This is a genomic window from Mesorhizobium sp. M2A.F.Ca.ET.067.02.1.1 (assembly GCF_004023285.1).
Classification (GTDB): Bacteria; Pseudomonadota; Alphaproteobacteria; order Rhizobiales; family Rhizobiaceae; genus Mesorhizobium.
The window spans coordinates 1-11,951 of sequence record NZ_RZSB01000096.1 but is presented as its reverse complement, the minus strand read 5'-3'; the positions used below and the strand labels follow the sequence as shown (position 1 = coordinate 11,951).

Below are 11,951 nucleotides of genomic sequence, written 5' to 3'. Positions count from 1 at the left end.
GGGACGATCTAGATGCGAATTTTTCAGAGATCACTGGCCGCCGCCGCTCTGGCATGGTCCTGTATTCTGTTGCCGTTGAGTCCTTCGGTTAATGCCGCCGACCGCTTCATCGACGTGTCGAGCCCATCGCTACACCGCGTCTTCGTGCCGGTTTCCCAATCCGCCACCATCCAGGTCAACGCGACGCTGGGCGACATCGTCGTCGGTGACGAAAAGATCGCCGACGCGCAGCCGATGACCGACAAGACGCTCTACATTATCGGCAAGAGCGTCGGCACGACCACGGTTAATTTGTTTTCCGAAGACAAGCGCTCGCTGGGCGCCATCCAGATCGAGGTCGGCCAGGATGTCAGCGACATGGCGGTCGCCATCCGCCAGGTGGCGCCAAAAGCGCGCATCGAGATCGGCTCGATCAACGGCAAAATCCGGCTTTCCGGCCACGTCAAGGATGCTGCAACACTGGCGTCCATCGTCGAGGTCACCCAGCAATATGGTCCCGACGCGATCATCAATTCGGTTACGATCGATGACAGCGAGCAGGTCAATCTTTCGGTGCGCATCCTTGAGGCGAAGCGAAATGCCGGCCGCGATCTTGGGGTGTCGATCAGAAGCACGAATAGTCGCGGCACGACTCGAACCGGTACAGGCGATGCGGCAGTCGATGAGGACAATAAGGTGCTCGGCCCGGGAGATATCCTCTCCGGCCTTTTGTCGAACACCAGCCCATTCGCAGCGTTGATAACTAGGGTAATCGACAACAACCTCAAGGTTGATCTGATCATCGAGGCGTTGGAGGCAAAGGGCGTCGTGCGTACATTGGCCGAACCGAACCTCACCACGGTTTCCGGTGAGACGGCCAGCTTCAATGCCGGCGGCGAGGTGCCGGTGCGCAGTGTCAACGCGCAAGGCGAAGTCGAGATTGTGTTCAAGCAGTTCGGCGTCAATCTGAACTTCACGCCGGTGGTATTGGACGACGGCAAGATCCACATGAAGCTGGCGCCGGAAGTCAGCGACCTGACCGGCTTCACCGCCGCCGGCGATCCGATCTTCACCAACCGGAAACTTTCGACTGTAGTCGACCTGCGCGACGGCCAGAGCTTCGCCGTGGGCGGTCTGCTCTCGAGCAAGAACACAATACAGCAAGACCAGGTGCCATGGCTTGGCCAGGTGCCGATCGTCGGCGTTCTGTTCCGCAATTCGAGCACGGCAAAGGAAGAGACAGAGCTCGTCGTCATCGTGACACCGCACCTGGTGCGGCCGGTGAAGCCTGGCGAGCAGCTGGCCACGCCATTTGACAAGACGAGGCCGGCCAACGATCCGGAACTCATGCTGCTCGGCCAACTGGAAGTCAGCAAGGACATGATCCGCAAGTATGAGCATGGCGACGGCGTCACCGGCCCCTACGGCCACATGCTGGATGTCAAATCGAAGGACAAGCTGCTCTATGTCAAGAAGTAAGCTCCTGCTCATCCTTCTCGGCACTAGCCTGCTCGCGGGCTGCGCCGCCGACTATCTGCACAACTACGACACGATCACGCTGGCCGCGGGTGACTCGCAGAAGGCAAACCAGCTGCTGCAGACGGTCGATCCATATAACCCGGCTTCCAACAACACGAAGATCGAAGGCAATGGCGCACGGTCCGTCGGCGTCGTGCAGAAATACAAGCTGCCGCCAAGCACGGCCGCGCCGACGACGAACATGACGGTCAACGTCGGTCCGTCGGGTACGAGCACACAATGACCTGAACGAAAGGAAGCGGTTACGTCAGGCATGCGGCGCCTGACACCAAGGGGTAAGGGGTAGGCCATGCTGCGAACCATTCGCGCGTTCTGGCACGATCAGAGGGGAGTAGCGCTGATCCTGGTCAGCGTCATGTTGCCAGCCATTATCGGCTTGTCACTGCTGGCAATCGACATGAGCCGGATGAACAATCTGGACAACGACCTGCAGAAGGGCACGGATGCGTTGGCGCTCGCCGCGGCCGCCGAATTGAGCGGCAGATCCGACTCATGGACGCGCGCCGAGAATGCTATAACCAACCTGGTATCCAACACCACGATGTTCTCCGACGGGGGGGCCGTTTCGCTGACCGCCGGCAACGGAGCCGCCAGCGTAGACACGACCTACCCCGCTTGCCGATCGAAGGGCCAAATTTCGTGGTGTTACCTCGCAAGCATTCCAACGAACGATTCCGACCCGATTACGTCGGCGAACTATGCCGCGTCGCCTATTACCACTCGTTTCATCCAGGTGTGGGCCCAGCCGGAGGGTTTCACGCCCATGTTCCCGGTCTCGGTCTCATCTTCGGGGAGCGCGACCGACAAAAGCTATAACCTCACCGCAGTCTCCGTGGCGGGTTTCACCTCGGGTGTTTGCAATTACACGCCTGTGTTCATGTGTAACCCCTACGAGATGGTGAATGGCACCAATACGGCGGGCGGCGTCACGCTGGAGCAGGCCGTAACGGATCCGGCAATCCATCGCCGGCTAATCGAACTTCGAATGGTCGGGAACGGTGCAGCTTACGGCCCTGGCAATTTCGGTTTCCTACAACCGCCGGACGGCGTCGGCAACGGCGCACAGGCTCTAGCCCAAACGATCGCCACATCGAACCCGCTGGGTTGCTATTCGGCGCAGGGAGTAAACACCAAAACCGGCCAAAACACGGGACCGGTTCAGGACGCCTTCAATGTCCGATTTGGAATCAACGCCAGCGGCAATGCCTTCAACAGCCCGGAATACGGTCCAGCAGAAAATGTCCGTAAGGGAGGAGTACGATCCAACGGAAATTCGAGCCAGTGTCCGCAATACAATCAGCTGACATTTAACGGCCCCGGTAACAAAGGCCTACCCAGAGATCAAACGACGCCGTACATGGGCGGTCGTATGGGAGCCGGAGACTACCTGCTTCTTGGGCAGGGGAACTACTGGCAGACCAATTTTGGGAGCGCCTCTTATCCGAGCGCCTGGGATACAACCACGCCGACGCGATACGAGGTCTATAAGTACGAACGTGCCGCTTTGGCGAATGGGACGCTACCCCCATCGCCCCCCACTGCCGCTCAGTCGCTGGTCGGTGTGCAGTCAACTGGCGGAGAGGTTGGAACGCCACCCAGTGGCTGTCAGCCACCGGTGACGACTGTCGATCGCCGCCTAATCTACGGAGCGTTGTTGAATTGCACTGCGCTTGAGGCAGCCGGCTACGATCTCAACGGCAACAGTTCCAACCTCCCCGTCGAAGCCTTCGCCAGCTTCTTTCTGACCGAGCCGGTAGCGTCGGCCTCCTCCGACGCCTCGGTCATGGTGGAACTGGTGGACATCAGCGGACGCGAGGGTCAGGGTACACTCGACAACTTCCTGCGCAACGAAGCGCAGCTATATCGGTGACGGCGATGTCGAAGCTGCTGTCCCGCATATTTCAGCGTTTTTGGTTCGATCAGCGCGGTACCGTCATCCTCGAAATGAGCCTGGTGGCGCCGCTCATGTTGCTCCTGTCGGCCGGCGTGTTTGAATTCGGCAATCTCATTCACGACAAGCTTTTAATGGAAGCAGGCCTAACCGACGGAGCCCGGTTCGCCGCCCGCTGCAACAGCAAGCTCTATACTGACGCCGGGCTCGCGGCGATCGATTGCGCGGACCGGGCAAAGAACATCACCGTGTTCGGCAATATAGCGGGGACGGCGCCCGCACGTATCCCCGGGTGGCAAAAATCGGATGTCACTATCGACTCCGCCACCTGCGTGAACGCTATCGATTCAAGCGGCACTGTCCTCTATCTGTCGACGACATCGCAGGTCTGTATCGTCACGGCGTCCGGCACTTACAAATACAGCGAACTGGACAGCGTCGGCCTGCTGTCATTATTTAACATCACCACCGTCACACTGGGGACCAGCCATCAGGAGCGGTTGATCCGATTTTGATGATGCTGAAACGATTCCTACGAGCGGAAGACGGAGCAACGATGGTCGAGATGGCCATCGCGATGACGCTTCTGCTCACTCTTACCTTGGGTTTCGTCGATTTCGGTTACGCATTCTATCAGTGGAACGCAGCAACCAAGGCGGTGCAGATCGGTGCGAGGCTCGCTTCCGTCTCGGATCCGGCCGTCAACACAGCCACGCTTGCGGCGGCCGACCCAGGTACAAATCCAGGAGCCCCGATTACGGCCGGAACATACTCATTCGAGTGCAAATATTCCGGCAGCACCGGCGCTTGCAATGGCAATTCCGCGATCTTCAACGCTGCCGCTTTCAGCCGCATTTTCCGCGGTGATACGGCAGTGACCAACGATGATGATTGCCCGGGGCTGGCCGCCAACCAACGACCGGGGATGTGCCAATTTTTCCCCGGCTTGCAACGCGCCAATGTCGTGGTGACCTATACCGCCACCGGCCTCGGTTACCAGACGCGCTTGGGTGGCCCGGTGCCGACCATCACCGTCAGCCTACAGAACGTTCCGTTCCAATTCTTCTTCTTGGGCGGGCTGCTCGGGTTTGCAGATAAAACGATGCCATCCATGTTGAGTACAGTAACGGGCGAAGATTTAAAGAGCACATCTCCATGAACGCCATCGACACCAGAGTTCTCCCGACCAAGCGCAAACAGGTGGCGCTGTTTTCCGCCGACGCGAATTTCAAGCGCGATGTCACCACGCGGCTCGACGCGCTGGCGATCTATGACGTCAAGGTCTTGGATGCGGCGGAGTTCCTGAAGGGGCCGCCGGTCGACAGCCGTCCAGGCATCATCATCCTCGATCTCGGCAATGGCGAATTGCTCGGCAATCCTGCGATCGTCGAGGCGCGCGCGGCCTGGGCTTCGGTGCCGCTGATCGCGATTTCCGACGAGCTCACCTCCGAGCAAACGCGCGTTCTGGTGCGCATGAACGCCTCCGACTGGCTGCACAAGCCGCTCGATCCCAAGGAGTTGCTCAACGCCGTCACCTTCCACGACACCGGCAACCAGGGCACCAAGAGCCGCATCATCACCTTCATTGCCGCGAGCGGCGGCGCCGGCGCGACCACACTGGCGATCTCCGCGGCGGAGCATCTGGCCTCGAAGTCTTCGGAACGCGCGGCTTCGACCTGCCTCGTCGACCTCGACTTCCAGAGCGCCAATTGCGGCGCCTATCTCAACCAGTTCAACCAGTTCGACCTCGCCGGCATCATCGGCCAGCCGGACCGGCTCGACGTCGAGCTCATGGACGTCATCAAATTGGAGCGGCCGTCCGGCCTCACGCTCTATTCCTTCGAGCGGCCGCAGCTGCCGTTCGAGCCGCACGGTTCCGACTTCGTGTTCCGGCTGCTCGACCTAGTCGCCTACCGCTTCGACGACATCGTCATCGACCTGCCCAACATCGAGACGCCGTGGCACGATTCCGTGCTGCGCACGAGCGACGAGATCTTCATCGTCTTCGAGCTCAACGTCGCTTCGCTGAGGCAAGGCAAGCGGCTCTACAAAAAGATTCGCGAATTGCGCGGCAACAATGTCAGCATCACTCTGGTCGCCAACAAGCACAAGCGCAAATGGTTCGGCAACCACTTCTCGCGTAGCGAGCTGGAGAAGATCTTCAAGGCGCCGCATATCAAGTCGCTGGCGCTGGACAATGCGCTCCTGGCCGACGCGCTGAACCGCGCCATCCTGCCCTCCGAGGTGGATGGACGCGCGCGCTTCAACAAGGACTTGAAACGCATGTTCAAGGAGCGGCTGGACAATGCTCAGCGCTAGGCGCTTCGCTGCGATACACTTGGCCGGCGCGTGCCTCGCCGGGCTGACGCTGTTGTCGGCCTGCGGTCTGGCGCAAGCCGGATCGGGGCTGCCGCCGCTGCCCGCCATGGGCCCCAGCCTGCGCAAGGCGGTCGCCTTCCAGACGAGCGAACAGCCCGGAACGATCGTCATCCGCAAAAACGAGAAGGCGCTCTATCTGGTGACCGGCCCGGGTCAGGCGCTGCGCTATCAGATCAGCGTCGGCCGCGACGGCTTCGGCTGGACCGGGACGGTCAAAATCGCCTCCAAGACCGAATGGCCGGAATGGCGCCCGCCCAAGGAAATGCGCGCGCGCCAGCCGGAACTGCCGGCGATGGTGCCGGCCGGTCCCTACAATCCGCTCGGCGCCAGGGCGCTTTATCTTTCGCGCGACGGGCGCGACACGCTCTATCGCATCCATGGCACCAACGATCCCAAGGGCGTCGGTTTCGACGGCACGTCCGGATGCTTCCGGCTGACGAACACCGATGTGATCGATCTCTTCAAACGCGTCGCGGTGGGCGCAAAGGTGGTGGTTGAATGACGATGATCAGCGAGCCGGACGTTAAGGCAATCGAACTCGGTCACCGGGAAGCGGTTCCGGAAAAGCCCAGCCGGGCCAGGATGATCGGCGTCATCGCCGTCGGCGCTTTGCTTGTCACCGCCATCAACGTGACGGCCGCGGTCTATCTCTATCGCGGCGTCAACGACCTCAAGGCGATCGAGGCGCGGCTGGATCAGCTCGGCCAGTTCGAGCAGCGCATCGGCGCCCGCATCGACACCGTCAACAACGGTTTCCAGAGCCGGTTCGAGACGCTGGACCGCCAGCTGCAGGCGAATTTCGGCCAGATCAACAGCAATGTCGCCAAGCTCGAGCAAGGCCAGCCCGTCGGGGCCGGCGAACCGGCGCCCGGCGCTCCGGAGCCGAGCATGCTCGGCAACACAACGGTGGCGGATGCGTCCGCGGTCGATGAAAGCTCCGGCGACGGGCAGCCCTCGTTCAAGCGCAAGGTCGCGCCCCCGGGTCCCAACCCGTCCTACCAGCGCATCCAGCAGCCCGACGGCAAGGTCTATTACAAGAAGATCAACTGATCGCGCGGGCCGCCTGAGCCGGCCGCTTACAGATCACGCTGCAGCGCAAGCATGCGGACCGCGCGGGCTTCGGCACGCAATTTCGCCTCGCGCAGGAAAGCAACGTGGCAATAGGCGCACGCCGCGAGACCGAGGCACAGCACCAGGCAGTTCTGCAAGCTTAGGTCGACCATAACCGAGAACTGGAGGCCATGGGGTGTAACGAACGCGGCAACGGTGCTCGCCGTTTCCGCGTGACTGCTCTGCGCCATCATGAGCCCGGCGAAGATCAGCGCGGCATGATTGGCAAGGAAGAAGCCGGCCGACCTCTTTGCCTGGCAAATCATCCAGCAAGCGCCTGCCGCAAAGACAATGATGGCGGCGTCGACGGCCACCGACCCGCCGAGATAGATATGCGCCTGCTGCCAGAACATGGTCGAGTAAGGCCGCAGCTCGAGCCAGGCGTGCCACACGGCGGGGCTCGCCGGATAAAAGCCGAGAAGCAGCGCCGCCATCCGCTCCGCCGCCAAGAGAAGCAGCATCAGGGCCGGAAAGGCAAAAAGCAGTATCGGCTTGCGCATCATGTCATCCCCTCGACATCCGATGGCCGATTCTAAGCCGCATTGGTTGCGCGACACTTAACGCAACGCCTTGCTTTTCAAGGAATGTCGCTCATGTCTAATGTGCGAAGGGGTCAACGGTCGGGATGGCGCCGTGTCGACAGGAACTAACGGGCTGGGCTCGAGCAGCATCACCGGCTGTCGGCACGATCCCATGGAGGTCCGCGCGTGAGCCAGGCGAAACCGCCCAGCCGCCCGCTGCTGGCGCCGATGCTCGGTGGTCTCGGGCTGCTCGCGGCATGCTGCTGATCGCCGAGAGCAGGCCCTGGCTGCCGCCCGACCGGCCTCCGGTCGCGCCGGCCCAGGATGCCAGCGACCTTAAGCCTGCCTCTCAGGTCCCGGTTCAACAGACGCGGCCGGGCGAGCCGGCACGCAAGATCGCCGAGGATCTCATTGCGCCGCCGCCGCTCGACCCGTCGGGGATCGAGCGCATCGAGCCGCGCCCTCCGCTCGGCGAACTCGGGCTCGCGCCGCGACCGAAAACGCCGATGCCGCGGGTTTGGCGCGAGACGCTGCTTTTCGGTCCGGTCGCGACCTCCTCGGTGGTCTTCGAGTCTATGGGACGCACGGTCGCCATCAGCGGCACGATCGGCATGGACCCCGGCAGGACCTGCTCGTTCGACAACACTGCCTGGCCTTGCGGCCAGCGGGCACGGGCCGCCTTCAACGCCTGGCTGCGCGGCCGGGCGCTGAAATGCCTGCTGCCGCCGGATGCCGACCGCTTCGCCATCGCCGCGCCCTGCGCGCTCGGCAAGCAGGATGTCGGCGCCTGGCTGGTCTCCAACGGCTGGGCGATGGCCGCTCCCACCGGCATCTACGGCGAGGCGGAAGCGGTGGCGAGAGAAGCCAGGATGGGCATTTTCGGACCACCGCAATAGCGCAATCGCGGGAAAGCCGGTTTCCGTCGCGGAATTGCGTGAAAGCAGAATGGTCAGAGCGGTTCGGCGATTCTAGAAACCCAGAACTGGTCCAACGGCCAGGCAGGTCATCACTCGAGCCGCGGGCTGCGGTCGCATGCGCAGGCCGGATCTAGCGCTTCCCATGGAGAAGAAAGCCGACTTTGCATCAAATTGTACGCTTCCCTGAAACCGAAATTGCAACGGACCTCCTGTAAGCCAATGCGTCGAACAGGAGATTGGCCCTTGACCACGAAAACACCGACCGCGCCGGCTCAAACGTGGAAGCACCTCATCTTGCTGGCCGTGCTTGGCACCGCCGGCTGCGTCGCCCTTTCGCTGGCGCTGAACTACCTGATGCTTTTCAGCGACAGCCTGACGCCGTTCGCCCGGGGGGCCGTCACGGCCATCATCGTGCCGATCGTCATCGGCCTGCCGCTGTTTGCCCTCACCGGCTGGCAACAGATCGAGATCCGCCGTTACCGGCAGGAACTCACCAAATCCGGCACCTACGACCAGCTGACCGGCTGCCTGAACGGCAAGGTGTTCACATCGATGGTCGACAGGAGAGCGGCGAGACCGGCCGGTCCGCGCTCCGGCGCGTTTCTCGTCATCCATCCGGAACATCTGGCGTCAATCAACCTGCGCTTCGGTCTGGAATGGGGCGACGAGGCCTTGCGGCTGATCGCATCGGCCATCCGATCCGCGGTGCGCAAGGACGATCTGATCGGCCGGCTCGGAACCTCGATGTTCGGCGTCTTCCTGCCGGGTGCGAGCGACCAGGACGCCAAGGAGATCGGCGAGCGTATTCGCGGCGCGGTCGGCGAAATCTATTTCGCGCCGAAAGGCGACAAGGACGTGCTTGCGATCAGCGTCGGCGGCGTCGTCTTCGAACATGAGCTCGATTTCGAGGACATGTACCGCTTCGCGGAGGAAGGCATGGCCGAGTCCCCCGACGAAGCCGGCCTGCGGCTGTCGCACGTCACCAACTGAACTGGCGCGATCGGTCTGCTTCTTGGCCGCACCGGTAACGCGTCTGGGCTGCGGGTGCGCGGGAACTGGAGGCCTCGCCCGAATCGAACCGGGATTGAAGGATTTGCGGTCCTCTGCGTGAACCATTCATCCACGAGGCCTCGCAGGCGGGGCAATTGCCATGGGTTGGCGCCAGACCCATCGTCAGGCGCTGCCCGGTGCGGCAATTACAGGGAAGGCTGGTGCTGCGAGAGAGGATTGAACTCTAACTAATTTCAATAGAATCAATCACTTACGATACGTTTTGTAACGTTGTGACGCGCAGCCGGATGACCTCCAATTTTGGACGAAAAGCGATGCCTTGGTTCTGCCCCGGTGGATCAGGGCACGCCCCGAACGACGGCGAACGCCCAATTCGAGCGGTCGCCTAGTCGATGTGCTGCGATGACGAGCTACCGGCTTTTAGACGTCAGCTGCTGCCTAGGGGGGCGATCACCCTTCGAGATAAAATCCTCGAACTTCTTCTGGTCGAAATTGAAGGCCTGATTGAACCTTTCGGCAAGCTTCTTTGCGGCTTCACGGATTGCTGACTCTTGCTCTTCACGTAGGGTCATGGGCTGGTTCATGCTCCTCTCCCAGAGTTTGCGAATCGCTGACCATCACCATAGTTCTCAGTGAATCACTGAGGCTAGTGAAATCAGCGGACTCCATTTAGGTTCCCTAGGATGTCAAACTCACCACTTATACAACATCCCGAACTCGTGTTCGGACTCGCCGGACCACTTGGTGTCGACCTGGACGGGCTTAGCGACAGCCTCAGCCAATCCCTGAGAGCAGTAGGCTACCACGCGGTTAGCATCAAGTTAACAGACGAGATGCAGGCTTACACAGCTGACATAACCCTGTCAGCGTCGTCTGCATACCACGAGCAGATCGCCGCTAAGATGGATTACGCCACGGCTCTGTGCCGGAAATATGGTAATCCTGCAACGATGGCTCTTATCGCTATCGACGCTATTCAACGCCATCGAAGAGCGCTCTCCGGTTCGATCAACAAGATACCAGACACGCCTACGGCCTATATCGTTCGTCAGCTCAAACGTCCCAACGAGGTTGAACGTCTTCGCCGTCTCTACGGAAAGCAATTTGTGCTCGTGTCGGCCTACACAGCCGTCGAGGAGCGCTTCAATCGAGTGTTCGAGCGCATACAGAGGTCGATCTCAACACGTTCCAGTCCTGCCGACGTGAAGTTTCAGACCAACAAGATCCTCGAGCGTGACGCCGACGAGGATGACGTCAACGGCCAGCATATTCGCGACACGTATCACCTTGCCGACGTTTTCGTCGACGGGAACACACGGCAGGATATGGACCGCACCATAGACCGCTTCATCAAGGGTTTCTTCGGGAAAACCGATGTAACCCCCACGAAGGACGAATACGGCATGTATGCTGCGAAGTCGGCTTCATTGCGGTCGGCAGATCTCTCGCGCCAGGTAGGCGCAGCTATTTTCTCGGATGCCGGTGAGATAATCACCCAAGGATGTAACGAGGTGCCAAAGGCGTTTGGCGGAACCTACTGGGATCAAGAGCAGCCGGACTTCAGGGACGTGAAGCTTGGGTATGACCCAAACGAGGCGCTCAAGAAGCAAATCGTCAAAGACCTGGTCGAGAGACTGCACGAGGCCGGGATGTTATCCGAGACCTGCACCTCTCTGGGCCCGGTGGACTCAATCGTCGCTACGCTAACGGCAAAAAAGAAGGACAAGCAGGGCGTCACCAAAGGGCCTTTGGCGGATGCCGCTATCATGGATTTGACGGAATACGGTCGGATTGTGCATGCGGAGATGTGCGCAATCTGTGATGCAGCCCGCCTTGGTCGGAGCGTCAAGGGCGGCACATTGTTCTGCACAACCTTCCCCTGCCACAACTGCACGAAACATATCCTCGCGGCTGGCATTAGGAGGGTCGTATATATCGAACCTTATCCGAAGAGCCGGGTCCAGGAGCTCCACGGCCATGAGGTCTCGCTCGAGAGCGAGAGCGCCGACAGAGTCGGCTTCGTCCCATTCATAGGCATATCGCCATTCCGCTATCGCGACATATTCCAGAAAGGGAGGCGCAAGAACCCTGATGGAAGCGCCTCGAGTTGGCTCGGCGGAGCGCCCGCGCCTATGCTCGATCCAGGCTTGGGAGCTTATCTTGATAGTGAAGCAGGCGAGCTGCTCGTCCTCACTGGCTCCTACGACGAAAAGGAGCTACGACTGCCAGGAGGCGATGGAGCCGGGCTTTCAGGCGATCGTCTACTGCATGATTGAAGCCGGGTGGCTACGCGGCGAGGTGATGCGCTCGCTGCGCCTGGTGATCGCCGCCGACAACATAACCAGAGGGAAAATGCGATGGTCGAGGCCGAACTGGCGATCGCGCGGGCGATGATCCGAGCAAGGAAATGAAGAAGCCTGCCTTCGTGCGGCGGTTCGGAATTGGCTTGCGCTGAAGTTGCTTCTTGCCGGTGTCAAGGCTGACTGAACGACCTTGACTGCCTACACTCACTAGGTCACTCTTGCACCGTGCCTCGAGAGAATCGGCGCCGGGCACTCTGAGCATAACGCCGCATGATAACCGACGATGGGGGAGCCCTTACGT

The 11,951-nt window shown here is 60.8% G+C and carries 13 protein-coding genes and 1 tRNA gene; 11 read left to right on the top strand and 3 right to left on the bottom strand.

Translation table 11 applies throughout. The annotated features are described in order from the left end of the window. Positions 1-12: 12 nt before the first annotated feature. From EOA28_RS10375 to EOA28_RS10340, 8 genes are all read left to right on the top strand, one after another. Positions 13-1,458 carry a type II and III secretion system protein family protein gene (locus EOA28_RS10375; RefSeq protein WP_128314873.1) on the top strand — a complete coding sequence of 482 codons (1,446 nt, stop codon included), beginning with the start codon at positions 13-15 and terminating at the stop codon, positions 1,456-1,458. Further along, positions 1,445-1,741 (top strand): hypothetical protein, encoded by a 297-nt coding sequence (locus EOA28_RS10370; protein ID WP_128314872.1) that lies wholly within the window; start codon positions 1,445-1,447, stop codon positions 1,739-1,741. Before EOA28_RS10375 ends, EOA28_RS10370 begins: the two co-directional genes overlap by 14 nt. A 66-nt stretch (positions 1,742-1,807) precedes the next feature. Beyond that, a complete protein-coding gene (locus EOA28_RS10365; protein ID WP_128314871.1) occupies positions 1,808-3,388 on the top strand; it encodes a pilus assembly protein TadG-related protein in 1,581 nt (526 codons plus the stop codon). 5 nt (positions 3,389-3,393) lie between these two features. Beyond that, positions 3,394-3,924, top strand: a complete 531-nt coding sequence (locus EOA28_RS10360) for a TadE/TadG family type IV pilus assembly protein (protein ID WP_128314870.1) — start codon at positions 3,394-3,396, stop codon at positions 3,922-3,924. Positions 3,925-3,965: 41 nt separating this feature from the next. After that, positions 3,966-4,568 carry a TadE/TadG family type IV pilus assembly protein gene (locus EOA28_RS10355; RefSeq protein ID WP_245463206.1) on the top strand — a complete coding sequence of 201 codons (603 nt, stop codon included), beginning with the start codon at positions 3,966-3,968 and terminating at the stop codon, positions 4,566-4,568. Next, on the top strand, positions 4,565-5,728 hold the full coding sequence (locus tag EOA28_RS10350) for an AAA family ATPase (RefSeq protein WP_128314868.1): 1,164 nt from the start codon (positions 4,565-4,567) through the stop codon (positions 5,726-5,728). The genes EOA28_RS10355 and EOA28_RS10350 overlap by 4 nt, the downstream gene beginning before the upstream one ends. Then, positions 5,715-6,290, top strand: coding sequence for a L,D-transpeptidase (locus tag EOA28_RS10345; protein WP_127251221.1), 576 nt, complete (start codon positions 5,715-5,717; stop codon positions 6,288-6,290). The genes EOA28_RS10350 and EOA28_RS10345 overlap by 14 nt, the downstream gene beginning before the upstream one ends. Next, positions 6,287-6,838 carry a hypothetical protein gene (locus tag EOA28_RS10340; RefSeq protein WP_128314867.1) on the top strand — a complete coding sequence of 184 codons (552 nt, stop codon included), beginning with the start codon at positions 6,287-6,289 and terminating at the stop codon, positions 6,836-6,838. The genes EOA28_RS10345 and EOA28_RS10340 overlap by 4 nt, the downstream gene beginning before the upstream one ends. A 26-nt stretch (positions 6,839-6,864) precedes the next feature. Here EOA28_RS10340 and EOA28_RS10335 read toward each other — a convergent pair whose 3' ends face one another. Next, positions 6,865-7,332, bottom strand: coding sequence for a hypothetical protein (locus EOA28_RS10335; RefSeq protein WP_245484212.1), 468 nt, complete (start codon positions 7,330-7,332; stop codon positions 6,865-6,867). Positions 7,333-7,676: 344 nt separating this feature from the next. Here EOA28_RS10335 and EOA28_RS10330 point away from each other — a divergent pair, with 344 nt between their 5' ends. Together EOA28_RS10330 and EOA28_RS10325 are read left to right on the top strand one after the other, a co-directional pair. Next, the gene (locus EOA28_RS10330) at positions 7,677-8,315 is read left to right on the top strand and encodes a thermonuclease family protein (RefSeq protein ID WP_245463204.1); all 639 of its coding nucleotides are present in this window, start codon (positions 7,677-7,679) and stop codon (positions 8,313-8,315) included. A 264-nt stretch (positions 8,316-8,579) separates the two neighbouring features. Continuing rightward, positions 8,580-9,326, top strand: a complete 747-nt coding sequence (locus EOA28_RS10325) for a GGDEF domain-containing protein (protein WP_245463203.1) — start codon at positions 8,580-8,582, stop codon at positions 9,324-9,326. 66 nt (positions 9,327-9,392) lie between these two features. On the opposite strand, the gene EOA28_RS10320 is transcribed toward EOA28_RS10325, so the two are convergent. Both EOA28_RS10320 and EOA28_RS38755 read right to left on the bottom strand, forming a co-directional pair. Further along, positions 9,393-9,466: transfer RNA gene (locus tag EOA28_RS10320), tRNA-Cys, on the bottom strand. A gap of 291 nt (positions 9,467-9,757) precedes the next feature. Further along, on the bottom strand, positions 9,758-9,931 hold the full coding sequence (locus tag EOA28_RS38755) for a hypothetical protein (RefSeq protein WP_189341997.1): 174 nt from the start codon (positions 9,929-9,931) through the stop codon (positions 9,758-9,760). Positions 9,932-10,030: 99 nt separating this feature from the next. On the opposite strand from EOA28_RS38755, the gene EOA28_RS10315 reads away from it, so the two are divergent. Beyond that, a complete protein-coding gene (locus tag EOA28_RS10315; RefSeq protein WP_210214933.1) occupies positions 10,031-11,623 on the top strand; it encodes an anti-phage dCTP deaminase in 1,593 nt (530 codons plus the stop codon). Positions 11,624-11,951: the final 328 nt, after the last annotated feature.

Bases quoted from the DNA above. Each gene is read 5' to 3' on its own strand.
- EOA28_RS38755 (WP_189341997.1), bottom strand. From the start codon at position 9,931: ATGAACCAGCCCATGACCCTACGTGAAGAGCAAGAGTCAGCAATCCGT.
- EOA28_RS10365 (WP_128314871.1), top strand. From the start codon at position 1,808: ATGCTGCGAACCATTCGCGCGTTCTGGCACGATCAGAGGGGAGTAGCG.
- EOA28_RS10360 (WP_128314870.1), top strand. From the start codon at position 3,394: ATGTCGAAGCTGCTGTCCCGCATATTTCAGCGTTTTTGGTTCGATCAG.
- EOA28_RS10350 (WP_128314868.1), top strand. From the start codon at position 4,565: ATGAACGCCATCGACACCAGAGTTCTCCCGACCAAGCGCAAACAGGTG.
- EOA28_RS10370 (WP_128314872.1), top strand. From the start codon at position 1,445: ATGTCAAGAAGTAAGCTCCTGCTCATCCTTCTCGGCACTAGCCTGCTC.
- EOA28_RS10315 (WP_210214933.1), top strand. From the start codon at position 10,031: ATGTCAAACTCACCACTTATACAACATCCCGAACTCGTGTTCGGACTC.
- EOA28_RS10330 (WP_245463204.1), top strand. From the start codon at position 7,677: ATGCTGCTGATCGCCGAGAGCAGGCCCTGGCTGCCGCCCGACCGGCCT.
- EOA28_RS10355 (WP_245463206.1), top strand. From the start codon at position 3,966: ATGGTCGAGATGGCCATCGCGATGACGCTTCTGCTCACTCTTACCTTG.
- EOA28_RS10375 (WP_128314873.1), top strand. From the start codon at position 13: ATGCGAATTTTTCAGAGATCACTGGCCGCCGCCGCTCTGGCATGGTCC.
- EOA28_RS10335 (WP_245484212.1), bottom strand. From the start codon at position 7,332: ATGGCGGCGCTGCTTCTCGGCTTTTATCCGGCGAGCCCCGCCGTGTGG.
- EOA28_RS10345 (WP_127251221.1), top strand. From the start codon at position 5,715: ATGCTCAGCGCTAGGCGCTTCGCTGCGATACACTTGGCCGGCGCGTGC.
- EOA28_RS10340 (WP_128314867.1), top strand. From the start codon at position 6,287: ATGACGATGATCAGCGAGCCGGACGTTAAGGCAATCGAACTCGGTCAC.